Origin of the sequence: Streptomyces sp. NBC_00310 (assembly GCF_036208085.1) — a bacterium.
In the GTDB taxonomy this organism is placed as follows: domain Bacteria; phylum Actinomycetota; class Actinomycetes; order Streptomycetales; family Streptomycetaceae; genus Streptomyces.
Map to the genome: position 1 here is coordinate 7,357,123 of NZ_CP130714.1, position 16,147 is coordinate 7,373,269.

8 protein-coding genes are annotated in these 16,147 nt (G+C 72.2%); 6 read left to right on the forward strand and 2 right to left on the reverse strand.

Annotated features, from left to right (window positions below; all coding sequences use genetic code 11):
• Positions 1–88: 88 nt before the first annotated feature.
• A complete protein-coding gene (locus OG202_RS32300) occupies positions 89–2,899 on the reverse strand; it encodes a lysylphosphatidylglycerol synthase transmembrane domain-containing protein (protein WP_326577702.1) in 2,811 nt (936 codons plus the stop codon).
• Positions 2,900–3,084: 185 nt separating this feature from the next.
• Here OG202_RS32300 and OG202_RS32305 point away from each other — a divergent pair, with 185 nt between their 5' ends.
• From OG202_RS32305 to nudC, 5 genes are all read left to right on the forward strand, one after another.
• The gene (locus OG202_RS32305; protein WP_327727908.1) at positions 3,085–3,450 is read left to right on the forward strand and encodes an MGMT family protein; all 366 of its coding nucleotides are present in this window, start codon (positions 3,085–3,087) and stop codon (positions 3,448–3,450) included.
• 311 nt (positions 3,451–3,761) lie between these two features.
• Positions 3,762–7,151, forward strand: a complete 3,390-nt coding sequence (locus tag OG202_RS32310; RefSeq protein WP_327727907.1) for an ATP-dependent helicase — start codon at positions 3,762–3,764, stop codon at positions 7,149–7,151.
• A gap of 59 nt (positions 7,152–7,210) precedes the next feature.
• A complete protein-coding gene (locus OG202_RS32315; protein ID WP_327727906.1) occupies positions 7,211–10,843 on the forward strand; it encodes a UvrD-helicase domain-containing protein in 3,633 nt (1,210 codons plus the stop codon).
• A 10-nt stretch (positions 10,844–10,853) separates the two neighbouring features.
• Entirely contained in the window at positions 10,854–12,266 is a 1,413-nt protein-coding gene (locus OG202_RS32320) for a dipeptidase (protein WP_327727905.1), read from the forward strand.
• A 95-nt stretch (positions 12,267–12,361) separates the two neighbouring features.
• Positions 12,362–13,309, forward strand: a complete 948-nt coding sequence (gene nudC / locus OG202_RS32325; protein ID WP_326577697.1) for an NAD(+) diphosphatase — start codon at positions 12,362–12,364, stop codon at positions 13,307–13,309.
• 13 nt (positions 13,310–13,322) lie between these two features.
• On the opposite strand, the gene OG202_RS32330 is transcribed toward nudC, so the two are convergent.
• The gene (locus OG202_RS32330) at positions 13,323–13,565 is read right to left on the reverse strand and encodes a mycoredoxin (RefSeq protein ID WP_086758502.1); all 243 of its coding nucleotides are present in this window, start codon (positions 13,563–13,565) and stop codon (positions 13,323–13,325) included.
• 219 nt (positions 13,566–13,784) lie between these two features.
• Between OG202_RS32330 and OG202_RS32335 the strand changes: the two genes are divergently transcribed.
• Positions 13,785–16,007, forward strand: coding sequence for an ATP-dependent DNA helicase UvrD2 (locus OG202_RS32335; protein WP_327727904.1), 2,223 nt, complete (start codon positions 13,785–13,787; stop codon positions 16,005–16,007).
• Positions 16,008–16,147 lie beyond the last annotated feature (140 nt).

Genomic DNA, 16,147 nt, shown 5'->3' on the forward strand with positions numbered 1-16,147 from the left:
GCCGTGCGGGTGAGACACGAGGATGGGTCGCCACGCGCGCGTGGGCGCGTGAGTTCCGGAAACGGGGCCCACGCGCGCGTGGACCCGCCTAGAGCGCGCCCTTTCGTGACAGTTGGTTGAAGGCCAGCCATCCCGGCAGCACGGGAAGCCACAGGGTCAGCAGGCGGAACAGCAGCACCGCGGGCGCGGCGACCTCCTTGGGGAGGCCGACGGCGATCAGGCCGACCGTCAGCGTGGCCTCGACCGCACCCACACCGCCCGGGGTCGGCGCGGCGGAACCCAGCGCGTTGCCCGCGAGGAAGACGACCGCCACGCTCGCGATGCTGATCGACACGTCATCGTTGCCGAACGCGCGGATCGAGGCGTCCAGGCACATCACGAAGCAGCCGGTGAGCAGCAGCATGCCGCCGATACCGGTGACCAGCTTCTGCGGCCGCTGCAGCACGTCGAGCATGCGCGGCACGACACCGGCGAAGAGCGACCGCACGCGGGTGACGACGAACTTGCGCAGGAACGGGATCGACGTCATCACCAGGACGAGCACCGCGACCGTCAGCAGGCCGGCGATGACGGTGCGGGACGGCGACAGGGACGGTGTCTTCTCGGTGCCGGTCAGATAACCGAAGGCCAGCAGCATCAGGATGTGGCAGCCGAGCCCGAAGAGCTGCGACGCGCCGACGCTCGCCACCGCGAGCCCCGGCCGCACCCCCGCACGCTGCAGGAAGCGTGTGTTGAGCGCCACACCGCCCACCGCTGCCGGCGCCACGATCTTGACGAACGATCCGGCGACCTGCGCCGCGATCGTCCGCAGGAACGGCACCCGCTCCGGCACGAAACCCAGCAGGCTCATCGCCGCCGCGACATAGCTCAGCGCGGAGAAGAACACCGCCGCGGCCACCCAGCCCCACTCGGCGTTCTCGATGAGCGGTCCGAACTCGATGTGGGTGAGCTGGGTCAGCAGGAAGTACGCGCCGATCGCGCCGGCGATGAGACTGATCAGCGTGCGCGGCTTGACCCGCTCCAGCCGTACCGGTTCGACCGGTGCCTGGGGCCTGATGAGCAGCACCTGGTGGCGGATCTGGGTGAGCAGGTCCTCCTCCCGGGCCTCCTCCAGGGCCTCGTCGATCGCCCGCTTCTCGGCCCGCTGCTCGGCCCGTACGGCTTTCTTGTCCGCCTTGCCGGGCTCGGCGGCCCTGCTGTGCTCCTCCGCGCGGGCCTGCTTGGCCAGGTGGGACGCCTCCAGGACCGCCTCGCGCTCACGTTCGGCGCGCTCCCGGGCCAGTCTGCGCAGGGTCGCGCGCGTGGAGCGTGAAAGGGCGATGGGCTGGAGCAGTGGCAGGCAGTCGGCCACCGCGTCGGGGCCGAGCACACTCACGGCCGAGGCCACCGCGCGTTCGGCGCCCACCCGCAGGCCCAGTGACGTCAGCAGCTGGGAGACGTCCATGCGCAGCACCAGGTCGCCGGCCGCGATCTCGCCGACGCGCAGATCGGTCAGGATCACCGTGCCGGAACGATCCACCAGGATCGCGTCGCCCACGAGCCTGCGGTGCGCGATGCGCCGCGACTGCAGTGCCTTCACCTGGTGCCAGGTGTCCGACATCAGCTCGTCGGTGACCTCGTCGTCCGCCAGGGAGTCCAGGGTGCGTCCGCCGGTGTGCTCGTAGACGAGCATCACGGCGTCCGGTCCGAGCTCGGAGGTCGCGATCAGCTTGGGCGCGTTGGCTCCGGCCGCGATGGCCGCGTACGCGAGGAGGGCCTCCTGCTCCAGCGCCTGGCGCAGCGACTGGAGGCTGCGGCGGGTGGTGATGCCACGCAGCGTCAGCCGCCGCCACACGCGGTAGAAGAACCCCTGTGCCTGCTGTTCCCGGTCCACGACGGTGACGTCCAGGGGTGGGCCGTCCTCCAGCGTCACGAAGTACCGGCGGCCCCGGTCGCCGCCCTCCGCCGTCTCCGGGACCTCCTCACGGGCCGCGCTCACCGGCTTGAAGCCGACCCGCCTGAGGCCGGCCATCAGGGTCCGGCCGGTCGGGCGTACGTTCGGGGAGCCGACCGCGTACAGCGTCCCGTAGGCGACGGTCCAGCCGATCAGCACCGTCAGGATGATCGAGAACGGTGTCGTGTAGCCGGTGACCAGCATCGAGAAGGCGTCCAGCAGCAGCACGATCCACAGCACGGCCCGCCATCGCGGTCTGCGGGACATGCCCACGGCGGTCATGTACGCGATGACCGGGGCGAGGTAGCCGTGCACGGGGTCGGTGAGGGCGTGGATGTCGCCGGGGGAGGGCTGGGTGAGGGCCTCCTGGATCGAGTCCGGGGCGGCCCTGGCGACCCACAGGTCGGTCGCCAGCGTCACACCGTGCGCCAGGACCGCCGCGAGCACGCCGTCGGCGATGCGCAGCCCGTCCCGCTTGATCAGCCGCTCGATCGCGAAGGCGACCGGCACCAGCAGGATCGCGATGCTCGACCCGAGGCCCGCGAGTTTGATCAGAAGATCGGGCGCCTGCCCCGTGCCCTTGCTGATGTCCTGCTCGAGCCCGGAGGTGGTGCCGTGGGCGAAGGCGGCGATCGCCAGCAGGACGATGATCCCGAGGATGCCGACCGACAGCCGCATGAGGTCGGAGGGACGGTGCACGCGCGCGGGGAGCAACGGTTCGTCGCCCTCGACCTCCTCGGCGTGGGCCTCCCCCGTGTCTTTCTCGTCCTGCTCGTCCTGCTCGACCTGCTGCTTCTGGTCCTCGTGCGTCTTGGAGGAGCCGCTTTCGGCCAAGGGCGGGGTCGTGCCGGGCGCCTTCTCCGAGACGTTGTCGGCGCCCTCGTCGCCCCCCTCGGCGGCGTTCGGGCGCGACGAGGCGTCAGAGGTGCCCGCCGCGTCATCGGGGTGCACGCTCTGCTGCTTCATCGTCTCTTCTTGGTCTCGTATCACCAGTCACCGCCCGCACGATGGTGGCATGCCCGGTGGGCACACAGGGGCATCAGGGTGCAATGCGGGGGCGCACAGTCTGCCCGAAGACCGCCCCCGGGGCGAGGGACGCCCACGTCGGTCACCACGTCCCATTGTCGGTGGGGTGGGGCAGGATGGGGCGGATGAGCGAGGAGAGCCTTCCGGCGGACGCCCTGCCGGAGTACGCGGAGCGGGTCCTCGAGGTCACCGACCTGATCCCGCCAGGGCGGGTCATGACGTACGGGGACGTCGCCGAATGGCTGGGGGAGGGCGGCCCGCGCCAGGTGGGCCGCGTGATGGCCCTCTACGGCGGTGCGGTGCCATGGTGGCGGGTCGTCCGCGCCGACGGCGTCCTGCTGCCCGGCCACGAACTGAGAGCCCTGGACCGCTACCGCGCGGAGGGCACCCCCCTGCGCGAGGCGAGCCGCACCACTGAGGGCCATGTGCCGCGCGTCGACATGAGACGAGCGCGCTGGGACGGCGACGGTCGCGCGGAGGGTCACACCTGACAGCTTCCGGCATCCGGCGGACCCGGGTGCGACGCCTGGTCCGTACGGGGGAAGCGGGGCACGTCGGTGGGATGCCGTACGTTCGTGGGGCGAGGGACGCAGGTGCCGCGCGAGTCGGGAGGGAACAAGAGGAAGCTCTGCTTCCGTACCACCCGTCGGCGTAGCGTCGGCTGCGCGTGTCCCTCTCACCCCGCGGCCACCGCCCTCACCGCGCGAGGGGCCTCGCACCCGTTTCCCGACCACCACCCCGTGACGCCGGCGCACCGCGTCGGCAGTGACACCTCGCACACCCACCAGGACCGGCGAACCACGTGAGCTCCTCTTTCTCCACCAGGCGCCTGTCGCACACCCAGGTGCGACAGGGGAGCCGTGGCGCTTACCGACTGGTGCGTACCCCACCACCCCGAACGGACCCCCCTCGTCTGGACGCCGAGCAGCGCGGCGTGGTTGACCACGAGACCGGCCCTCTGCTCGTCCTCGCAGGTCCGGGCACCGGCAAGACGACCACGCTCGTCGAGTCCGTGGCGGCCCGCGTCGCCCGCGGAGCGGACCCCGCGCGCGTGCTGGTCCTGACCTTCAGCCGCAAGGCGGCCGTGGAGCTCCGCGACCGCATGGCGCTGCGCATGGGCGCCGCGCGCGCCCCGCAGGCCACCACGTTCCACTCGTTCTGCTACGCCCTCGTCCGCGCCCACCAGGACATCGACCTGTTCGTCGAGCCCCTGCGGCTGCTGTCCGGCCCCGAACAGGACGTGGCGGTCCGTGAACTGCTGGCGGGCCAGCCCGACCTGGAGCGCCTGGGGCTCGCGCATGTGCGCTGGCCGGACGAACTGCGCGCCTGTCTGACCACGCGCGGGTTCGCCGACGAGGTCCGCGCGGTCCTCGCCCGCAGCCGCGAACTGGGCCTGGCGCCCGAGGACCTGCGGGCCTTCGCTCGCCGCATCGGCCGCCCGGACTGGCTCGCGGCCTCCGCCTTCCTCGCCGAGTACCTCGACGTCCTCGACCTGCAGGGGGTGCTCGACTACGCGGAACTGGTCCACCGGGCCGTGCTCCTGGCCGGTCGCCCCGGCGTCGCAGAGCACCTGGCCGCCCAGTACGACGCGGTCTACGTCGACGAGTACCAGGACACCGACCCCGCGCAGGTACGGCTGCTCGGGGCCCTCGCGGGCGGCGGGCGCACCCTGGTCGCGTTCGGTGACCCCGACCAGTCGATCTACACCTTCCGGGGCGCCGACGTGAACGGCATCCTGGAGTTCCCGCAGGCCTTCCCGCGCGCGGACGGCCGCCAGGCCCCGGTCGCGGTCCTCCGGAACTCCCGCCGCTCCGGGGCGGGCCTGCTCGCCGCCACCCGTCTCCTCACCCAGCGCATGCCGCTCACCCGCCTCCCCGCCGAGAAGGTACGGGCCCACCGCGAGCTCAGGCCGGTGCGGGACGGGGGGAGCGTCGAGGTCTACACGTACCCGACGCAGGGCACCGAGCTGGACAACGTCGCGGACGTCCTGCGCCGGGCCCACCTGGAGGACGGTGTCCCCTGGAGCGAGATGGCGGTCCTGGTGCGCGCCGGTGCCCGCACGATCCCCTCGATCCGGCGCGCCCTCACCTCCGCGGGTGTCCCCCTGGAGATCGACGGCGACGACCTGCCCCTGCGCCACGAACCGGCCGTACAGCCCCTCCTGACGGCACTGCGGGCGGTGGCGCGGGCGGAGCTGGGGGAGGAGGCACGGGTGGAGTTGGGGGAGGAGGCCCCGACGACCTCGGCCGAGGAGACCGGCGATTCATCCGGTACACCCGATATGTCCCTCGCGTCAGACGTGCCCGACTCGCGGTCCTCCTGGCTCGACACCGAGACCGCGCTCAACCTTCTCGCCTCCCCTCTCGCGGGCATGGACACCGCCGATCTGCGACGTCTCGGCCGCGCGCTGCGCGAGGAGGAGCGGGCCGGCGGCAACCCCGTACCGCCGCCCTCGGACGAACTGCTGGCACGCGCGCTGGCGGAGCCGGAGCGGCTGGTGGCGCACGACCCGGTGTACGCGCGGGGCGCGCAGCGCCTGGGCGCGCTGCTGCGGAAGGCCCGTGAACGCCTCGCGGGCGGCGGTACGGCCGAGGAGGCGTTGTGGGAGCTGTGGGACGGCACGCCGTGGCCCAGGCGACTGGAGCGGGCCGCCAGGCGCGGTGGCGCGGCCGGGCGCAACGCGGACCGTGATCTCGACGCCGTGTGCGCGCTGTTCGCCACGGCGGCACGCGCGGAGGAGCGCACCGGCGGCCTCGGCGCCCTCAACTTCCTGGCGGAGATCGAGGCCGAGGACATCGCCGCCGACACACTCACCGGGCGGGCCGTCCGCCCTGACGCCGTACGCCTGATGACCGCGCACCGGTCCAAGGGCCTGCAATGGCGCCTGGTCGTCGTCGCGGGCGTGCAGGAGGGCCTGTGGCCGGACCTGCGCCGTCGCGGCTCCCTCCTGGAGGCCGACCGCATCGGCCGCGACGGGCTCGCCGAACCGCTCACCCCGGGCGCGCTGCTCGCGGAGGAACGCCGGCTGTTCTACGTGGCCGCCACGCGCGCGCGTGAGCGCCTCGTCGTCACCGCCGTGAAGGCCCCCGCCGACGACGGCGACCAGCCCTCCCGCTTCCTCGCCGAACTCGGCGTCGAACCCAAGGACGTCACCGGCCGCCCCCGCCGCCCGCTGTCCGTGGCCGCCCTCGTCGCCGAACTGCGCGCCACGACGGTGGACCCGCGCGTGTCGGACACCCTCCGTGAGGCCGCCGCCCTGCGCCTGGCGCGACTGGCCGCGCTGAGCGACGAGGACGGCCGCCCGCTCGTGCCGTCGGCGCACCCGTACCGCTGGTGGGGCATGTTCGAGCCCACCGAGAGCAAGGTGCCGCTCAGGAACCGCGACCAGCCCGTCGTACTGTCCGGCAGCGCCCTCGACCAGCTCGCCAACACGTGCGCCCTGCAGTGGTTCCTCGGCCGCGAGGTGAAGGCCGACGCGCCCGCGACCGCCGCCCAGGGCTTCGGCAACGTCGTGCACGTCCTCGCCGACGAGGTCGCCTCCGGACGCACCCCCGCCGACCTCGACGTCCTCATGGAGCGCCTCGACTCCGTGTGGAACGCGCTCGCCTTCGACGCGCCCTGGAAGTCGGAGCAGGAGAAGCAGCACGCGCGCGCGGCGCTCGAACGCTTCCTGAAATGGCATGTCATGGACCGCACGGGGCGGGCCCCGGTGGCCAGCGAGCACGACTTCGACGTCACCCTCGGGGCGGGCGACTACGAGGTGCGCATCCGGGGCTCCATGGACCGCGTCGAGGCCGACACCGAGGGTCGCGCGTACGTCGTCGACTTCAAGACGGGCAAGCAGCCCGTGAGTTCCGCCGAGGTGGCCCGTCACCCCCAGCTCGCCGTGTACCAGCTCGCGGTCCGCGAGGGAGCCGTCGACGAGCCCTTCGGTGGCGTACGCCCCGAACCGGGCGGTGCCGAACTCGTCCAGCTGCGGCAGGGCGCGGCCAAGAAGAACGGTGGCGAGACCGTTCCCAAGGTGCAGGCCCAGGAACCGTTGGAAGGGGAGTGGGTGGGAGACCTCCTGGCCACGGCCGCCGGCAAGGTCCTGGACGAACGTTTCTCCCCAACCACCGGACAACACTGTGCACACTGCGCGTTCCGGGCATCGTGCAGTGCTCGCCCGGAGGGCCGTCACGTGGTCGAGTGACACCCGCCCGCAGGGCGACCCGGCACCCGCTGTCAGTGGCCGGCGCTAGCCTCTCTGGAATGTCCGCCCGTATCAGCGACCCCGAGCAGCTCAAGGAGCTCCTCGGCATCCCGTTCACCCCGGAGCAGACGGCCTGCATCATCGCGCCGCCCGCCCCGCAGGTGATCGTGGCCGGAGCCGGGTCGGGCAAGACCACGGTGATGGCCGCGCGCGTGGTGTGGCTGGTCGGCACCGGACAGGTCGCCCCCGAGCAGGTGCTCGGCCTGACCTTCACCAACAAGGCGGCCGGCGAACTCGCCGAGCGCGTACGCAAGGCCCTGGTCAGAGCGGGCATCACCGACCCGGACGTGATCGACCCGGACAACCCGCCGGGCGAGCCGGTCATCTCCACGTACCACGCCTTCGCGGGCCGCCTCCTGACCGACCACGGCCTGCGCATCGGCCTGGAACCCAGCTCCCGGCTCCTCGCCGACGCCACCCGCTACCAGCTCGCCGCGCGCGTCCTCAGGGAGTCCCCCGGCCCGTACCCGGCACTGACCCGCTCCTTCCCGGACCTGGTCGGCGACCTGCTGACGCTCGACTCCGAACTCGCCGAGCACCTCGTACGACCCGAGGACCTGCGCGCGTACGACGCCGAACTGCTGCGCGAGCTGGAGGGCGCCAAGCTCACCAACGCGGACCTCCGCAAGGTCCCCGAGGCCGCTGCCGCCCGGCGTGAACTCACCGGACTGGTGGGCCGCTACCGCGCGGCAAAACGCGAGCGGGACCTCCTCGACTTCGGTGACCAGATCGCCCTGTCCGCCGACCTCGCCCGGCTCCCCGAGGTGGGGCGCATCCTGCGGGACGAGTTCCGGGTGGTCCTGCTCGACGAGTACCAGGACACCTCGGTGGCCCAGCGCGTCCTGCTGGCGGGCCTGTTCGGCGGCGGCACCGGCCACCCCGTGACCGCGGTCGGCGACCCCTGTCAGGCCATCTACGGCTGGCGTGGAGCTTCGGTGGCCAACCTCGACGACTTCCCCGAGCACTTCGCCCACCCCGACGGCCGCCCCGCGACCCGCCAGGCGCTCAGTGAGAACCGTCGCAGCGGCGGCCGTCTCCTCGACCTCGCCAACGGACTCGCGCAGCCCCTGCGGGCCATGCACGCGGGCGTGGAGGCCCTCCGGCCCGCCCCAGGAGCCGAAGGCGACGGCGTGGTCCGCTGCGCCCTGCTGAATACCCACGCCGAGGAACTCGACTGGATCGCCGACTCGATCGCCCACCTCGTGCGCACCGGCAAGGAACCCGGCGAGATCGCGGTCCTGTGCCGCACGGCCACCGACTTCGCCGAGATCCAGGGCGCGCTCGTCGCCCGTGACGTCCCGGTCGAGGTGGTCGGCCTCTCCGGGCTGCTCCACCTCCCCGAGGTCGCCGACCTCGTCGCCGTCTGCGAAGTCCTCCAGGACCCCGGCGCCAACGCCTCCCTCGTCCGCCTCCTCACCGGCCCGCGCTGGCGGATCGGCCCACGCGACCTCGCCCTCCTGGGGCGCCGCGCCAGGCTGCTCGTCTCCCACGCGCGCGTGGACGGTGACGACGACCCGGACCGCCGGCTCGCCGCAGCCGTCGAGGGTGTCGACCCGTCCGAGGTGATCTCGCTGGCGGACGCGCTGGACACGTTTCTGGAGCTCCCGCTCGAAGCCGAAGGGGAGGACGACGGGCTGCCGTTCTCGCCGGACGCGCGCGTACGGTTCGCCCGGCTCGCCGCCGAACTGCGCGACCTGCGCCGCTCGCTCGCCGACCCGCTCATGGACGTCCTCCACCGGGTGCTCGCCGTCACCGGCCTGGAGGTGGAACTCTCCGCCTCCCCGCACGCGCTCGCCGCCCGCCGTCGCGAGACCCTGTCCAACTTCCTGGACATCGCCGCCTCCTTCGCCACCAACAGCGCCGGAGAGGCCACACTGCTCGCCTTCCTCGGCTTCCTGCGTACGGCCGCCCAGTATGAGAAGGGCCTCGACAACGCCCTGCCGGGCGGCGAGAACACCGTCAAGGTGCTCACCGCCCACAGGTCCAAGGGCCTGGAGTGGGACGTCGTCGCCGTCCCCGGCCTGGTCACCGGCACCTTCCCCAGTACCCAGGGCCGGGAGAAGTGGACCGCCCAGGGCAAGGTCCTGCCCCACGAGCTGCGCGGCGACGCCGACACCCTTCCCGACGTCGAGGCCTGGGACGCGCGCGGTCTGAAGGCCTTCCAGGAGGCCATGAAGGACCACCAGCACACCGAGGAACTCCGCCTCGGCTACGTCACGTTCACCCGCCCCCGCTCCCTGCTCCTCGGCTCCGGCCACTGGTGGGGCCCTTCCCAGAAGCGCCCGCGCGGGCCGTCCGGCTTCCTCAAGGCCCTGTACGACCACTGCGTCGCCGGACACGGCGAGATCGAGGCCTGGGCCGACGAACCCGAGGAGGACGCCGAGAACCCCGCCCTCCACGATGCGGCCGCCGACCACGCCTGGCCCCTGCCGCTCGACGACACGGCCCTGATGCGCCGCCGGGCGGCCGCCGAGACCGTACTGGCCCACCTGGAGCGGGCCGCCTCCCGCGAGGACACGTATCCGGACGCCGCCCAGCGCCCGGACCCTCACTCCTACGACGATCCGGACTGGCCACCTCCGCCGGACGAGGAGGCCCTCCACGAGGACGACGACTTCCCGGACGGCTTCCCGGATGACGTCTCCTACGAGGAGGAGGACGGCTTCCCGGCGGACATCCCCGAGAGCATCCACGACGAGGACACCGGCGACTGGCACTCCTGGTCGCCGAACCGCCCCGCACAGGCCCCCCACGCGCGCGGGGGGCACGCCGCACCGAACGCGCGCACGCCGGCCGTGCCGCACGCCCGCAGGCACCCCGCCGCGTCCGGACTCACCCCCGAGGAAGCCCGCACCGTCGCCTCCTGGGACCGCGACCTGGACGCCCTCGCCGGAGAGCTCATGCGGGCCCGCGCGAAGGTCACCGACGTACCCCTGCCGGCCTCGCTGACCGCCTCGCAGCTGATGCGTCTGGCCGCCGACCCGGACGGCTTCGCCCAGGAGCTCGCGCGCCCCATGCCACGCCCCCCGCAGCCCGCGGCCCGTCGCGGCACCCGTTTCCACGCCTGGGTCGAGGCTCGCTTCGAAGCGCTCCGGCTGCCCATGCTGGAGCCCGAGGACCTGCCCGGCAGCGAGGCCGAGATCGCCGACGAACGGGACCTGGAGGCCCTCAAGGAGGCCTTCGAACACACCCCGTACGCCCACCGCACGCCGTACCGCGTGGAGGCACCCTTCCAGCTCGGCATCGCCGGACGCGTCGTACGCGGCCGCATCGACGCCGTCTACCGGGAGAGCGACGGCGACGGGACGACGACCTACGAGATCGTCGACTGGAAGACCAGCCGCACCCGCACCGCCGACCCGCTCCAGCTCGCCGTCTACCGGCTCGCCTGGGCCGAGCAGCAGGGTGCGCCGCTGGAGTCCGTCGGCGCAGCCTTCCTGTACGTCCGTACAGGGGAGGTCGTACGGCCCGAGAACCTCCCCGACCGGGACGCACTGGAGCGGCTGCTCCTGGAGGAGCCCGACGCCGACGGGAGACCGGTTTCGGCCACAGAGGGGCCCGAGTCGTCGCCGGACGGGTCGGGGACGGTCACGGACGAACCGCCGGACGAGCATGTCGGTGCGGGCCGATAGGCTCGTGGGCATGAGCCAGCCCGTTGACAGCGACGTCAGCGTCGTCCGTACGTACGTCGAGAACCACCGTGCCGCCTTCCTCGACGACCTCGTGGAATGGCTGCGCATCCCGTCGGTGTCGGCCCAGCCCGAGCACGCGACGGACGTACGACGCAGCGCCGACTGGCTGGCCGCCAAGCTCCGGGAGACCGGGTTCCCCACCGCCGAGATCTGGGAGACGCCGGGCGCCCCCGCCGTCTTCGCGGAGTGGCCCTCCGAGGACGCCGACGCCCCCACGGTCCTGGTCTACGGGCACCACGACGTACAGCCCGCGGCGCGCGAGGACGGCTGGGACACCGAGCCGTTCGAGCCGGTGATCCGTGGAAACCGTCTCCACGCGCGCGGGGCGGCCGACGACAAGGGGCAGGTGTTCTTCCACACACTCGGCGTCCGCGCCCACCTCGCCACCACCGGCCGCACCGCCCCCGCCGTCCACCTGAAGATGCTGATCGAGGGCGAGGAGGAGTCCGGCTCACCGCACTTCCGCGCCCTCGTCGAGGAGCACGCCGAGCGGCTCGCCGCCGACGCGGTGCTCGTCTCCGACACCGGCATGTGGGCCGAGGACACCCCTACCGTGTGCACCGGCATGCGTGGCCTCGCCGAGTGCGAGATCCAGCTGTACGGCCCCGACCAGGACATCCACTCCGGCTCCTTCGGCGGCGCCGTACCGAACCCGGCCACCGAGGTCGCCCGTCTCGTCGCCGCCCTCCACGACGAGCACGCGCGCGTGGCGATCCCCGGCTTCTACGACGGCATCGTCGAACTCACCGACCGCGAGCGCGAACTCTTCGCCGAACTGCCCTTCGACGAGGAGCGGTGGCTGCGCACGGCCAGATCCACGGCGACGCACGGCGAAGCCGGACACACCACCCTGGAGCGCGTCTGGGCCCGCCCGACCGCCGAGGTCAACGGCATCGGAGGCGGCTACCAGGGCGCGGGCAGCAAGACGATCATCCCGTCCTCCGCCATGGTGAAGCTGTCCTTCCGCCTGGTCGCCGGCCAGGACCCGGACCACATCCAGAAGGCCGTCACCGCCTGGGCCGCCGAGCGGATCCCCGCCGGGATCCGCCACGAGATCACGTTCAGCGGCTCCACCCGCCCCTGCCTGACGCCCCTGGACCACCCGGCCCTGCGGTCGGTCGTGCGGGCCATGGGGCGTGCTTTCCAGCAGCCGGTCCGCCACACGCGCGAGGGGGGCTCCGGTCCCGCCGCCGACCTCCAGGAAGTCCTCGACGCACCCGTGCTCTTCCTGGGCATCTCCGTCCCCTCCGACGGCTGGCACGCCCCCAACGAGAAGGTCGAACTCGACCTGCTCCTCAAAGGCGTCGAGACCAGCGCATACCTCTGGGGCGAACTGGCCCGAGGCGGCCGCGAGGCACACTGAAGAAGGCCTCGCACACCCCAGCGCACCCGCCCACCGCACGCCCCGCCGCACCGCCCGCCCAATCAACCGTTTCACCGGGGGAGTTGGAAGCACCCGTGACCACCTGGACCGACCACACCGCCGACCGACCCATCGCGCTCACCGCCCCCAGCGGCATCGACCGGGCTGCCCACCACCGCCTCGACGAGGCCTGGCTCGCGGCGGCGTGGAGCCACCCCACGACCCGCTGCTTCGTGGTCTCCGGCGGTCAGGTCCTCATCGACGAGACCCCTGACGGCACCACCGAACTCGTCATGATCCCCTCCTTCGAGGCCCCGCTCACCGAGGCACACCGCTACTTCCTGGGCACCGACGCCGACGGTGTGAGCTATTTCGCACTTCAGAAGGACGCGCTGCCCGGCCGCATGGACCAGTCCGCGCGCCCGGCCGGACTGCGCGAGGCGGGCATGCTGCTGTCTCCGCGCGACACGGGCCTCATGGTGCACGCGGTCGGCCTGGAGAACTGGCAGCGCACCCACCGCTTCTGCTCCCGCTGCGGCGAGCGCACGGTCATCGCGGCGGCCGGCCACATCCGCCGCTGCCAGGCCTGCGGCGCCGAGCACTACCCGCGCACGGACCCGGCGGTGATCATGGCGGTCACGGACGACGAGGACCGCATCCTGCTCGGCCGCCAGGTGCACTGGCCCGAGGGCCGCTTCTCCACGCTCGCGGGCTTCGTGGAGCCCGGTGAGTCCATCGAGCAGTCCGTGCGGCGCGAGGTCCACGAGGAGGTCGGCATCACTGTCGGTCAGGTCGAGTACATCGCCAGCCAGCCCTGGCCCTTCCCCTCCAGCCTCATGCTGGGCTTCATGGCCCGCGCCACCTCGACCACCGTGGACGTCGACGGGGACGAGATCCACGAGGCCCGCTGGTTCTCCCGAGAAGAGCTGCGGGCCGCGTTCGAGTCCGGGGAGGTCCTGCCTCCCTACGGCATCTCGATCGCGGCCCGGCTGATCGAACTCTGGTACGGCAAGCCCCTCCCGACGCGAGGTCACATCGGCTAGGACTCGTCCGCGGTTATGCGCCGATCTTCTGCTTGACCTGCGCCAGCGAGGGGTTCGTGAGCGTCGAACCGTCCGGGAAGAGGACGGTGGGGACCGTCTGGTTCCCCCCGTTCGCCTTCTCTACGAACGCGGCAGACTCCGGGTCGTGCTCGATGTTGATCTCGTTGTACGTGATGCCCTCGCGGTCCATCTGGCTCTTCAGCCGACGGCAGTAGCCGCACCACGTGGTGCTGTACATCGTCACAGTGCCCGGCATATCGCTGGCGCTCCTTCACGGTCTGAGGGGTGCGTGGTCGCAGTGAGTGGAACGTACGCGCCAGGCCCGCCATTCCCTTACGCGGGTGGCGTCCACCACCGCAGCCGGCACACCCGGCCCCACCGGAACGCGGGGGCGCCTGCCGCATTAGTACGACCGCGAGGGCCTGCCTGTGGACAACCTGCTCAGCCGTCTCCGGCGACCTGGCAGCATGGCCGTGTGACAGCAGCAACGCACTCCACCCTCTTCCCGCGGGTCCCCGACTCGGCCGACGCGGTGCTCGAAGGGCTCGACCCCGAGCAGCGCGCGGTGGCGACCGCCCTGCGCGGTCCGGTGTGCGTGCTGGCGGGCGCCGGCACGGGCAAGACCCGGGCGATCACCCACCGCATCGCCTACGGCGTGCGTGCCGGGATGCTCCAGCCCGCCAGCGTGCTGGCCGTCACCTTCACCAACCGCGCCGCCGGAGAGATGCGCGGGCGCCTGCGCCAGCTCGGCGCCGCCGGAGTCCAGGCCCGGACGTTCCACTCGGCCGCGCTGCGCCAGCTCCAGTACTTCTGGCCGAAGGCCGTCGGCGGTGGCATGCCACGCATCATCGACCGCAAGATCCAACTCGTCGCGGACGCGGCCGCCGCGTGCCGCATCCGTCTCGATCGCAACGAGCTGCGGGACACCGCCGCCGAGATCGAGTGGTCCAAGGTCACCCGGACCATCCCCGCCGACTACGCCGCCGCGACCGCCAAGCACGGCCGCGAGGCCCCCCGCGACCCGGCCGAGATCGCCCAGATCTACACGATGTACGAGGACCTCAAACGCGAGCGCGCCGTCATCGACTTCGAGGACGTCCTCCTGCTCACGGTCGGCATCCTCCAGGACCGCCACGACATCGCCGAGCAGGTCCGCTCCCAGTACCAGCACTTCGTCGTCGACGAGTACCAGGACGTCAGTCCCCTCCAGCAGTGCCTCCTGGAGCTGTGGCTCGGCGACCGGGACGACCTGTGCGTCGTGGGCGACGCCAGCCAGACGATCTATTCGTTCACTGGCGCAACTCCCGACCATCTGCTCGACTTCCGCCACCGCCACCCCGGGGCCACCGTCGTCAAGCTCGTCCGCGACTACCGCTCCACCCCGCAGGTCGTCCACCTCGCCAACGGGTTGCTCTCCCAGGCCCGCGGCCGCGCCGCCGACCATCGCCTCGAACTGATCTCCCAGCGCCCACCGGGCCCCGAACCGCGCTATACCGAGTACACCGACGAGCCCGCCGAGGCCGAGGGCGCCGCCCGCCGCATCCGCGCTCTCATCGCCTCCGGTGTCCCCGCGAGCGAGATCGCCATCCTGTTCCGCACGAACTCCCAGTCCGAGACCTACGAGCAGGCCCTCGCGGACGCCGGAGTGCCCTATCAACTGCGCGGCGCGGAAAGGTTCTTCGACCGCCCCGAGGTGCGCAAGGCATGGGCCGCGCTGAGAGCCGCCGCCCGCTTCGGCGGCAACGACACCCTTCTCGAGGACGCTGTCGACCTTCCCTCACAGGTACGGGCCGTGCTGTCCGGCGAGGGGTGGACAAGTGAACCACCGGCGGGCTCCGGCGCGGTCAGGGAACGCTGGGAGTCCCTTGCGGCCCTGGTGAACCTGGCCCAGGACTTCGCCGCGGCCAGGTCCGACGCCACGCTCGGCGACCTGGTGGCGGAACTCGACGAACGGGCCAACGCCCAGCACGCCCCGACCGTCCAGGGCGTCACCCTCGCCTCACTGCACTCCGCGAAGGGCCTGGAGTGGGACGTCGTGTTCCTGGTGGGGGTCGCCGAGGGCATGATGCCGATCACCTACGCGAGAACGGACGAACAGATCGAGGAGGAGCGACGACTCCTCTACGTGGGCGTCACCCGAGCGCGCGAACACCTCTCCGTCTCCTGGGCCCTGTCCCGGGCGCCCGGCAGTCGCCCCAACCGCCGCCCCAGCCGCTTCCTCAACGGCCTGCGCCCCGGATCCACCGCGACGGCGGGCCGGACCGGCACGGGCGGCCCCGGGGGCGTCGAACTGGGCTCGGCGGGGGGCCGGACGAGTGACCGCGCGGGCGGCGACGCCGAGGTGGCTCCATGCCGCACCAGCCGGACCCCGGCACGCTGCCGTGTCTGTGGACGCACCCTGCGGGACGCCGGCGACATGAAGCTGATGCGCTGCGAGGACTGCCCCTCCGACATGGACGAGGGCCTCTACGAGCGGCTGCGCGAGTGGCGCGCGGTCCAGGCACAGCGCAGCGGCCAACCGGACTTCTGTGTCTTCACCGACCGGACGCTGATGGCGATCGCGGAAGCGGGGCCGAGTACTCCGGTTGAACTCGGTCGCATCCCCGGCGTTCGCGCTCGTAAGCTGCAGCGGTACGGCGCCGATGTTCTCGACATCTGCGCAGGTCGGGAGCCTGGGTACGAGGACGAGAACGACTGATACGAACTCGTCGAAAAAATAGTTTGCGCATGCCCCAGCAATCCCCATAGGTTCTTAGGCACGAGAGCAGCGGCCTTCTCGAAGGCCCTGGTTTCGTGATGTACTTCATACCCGTCGGATTGGTTCACGCCGGTCCCCAA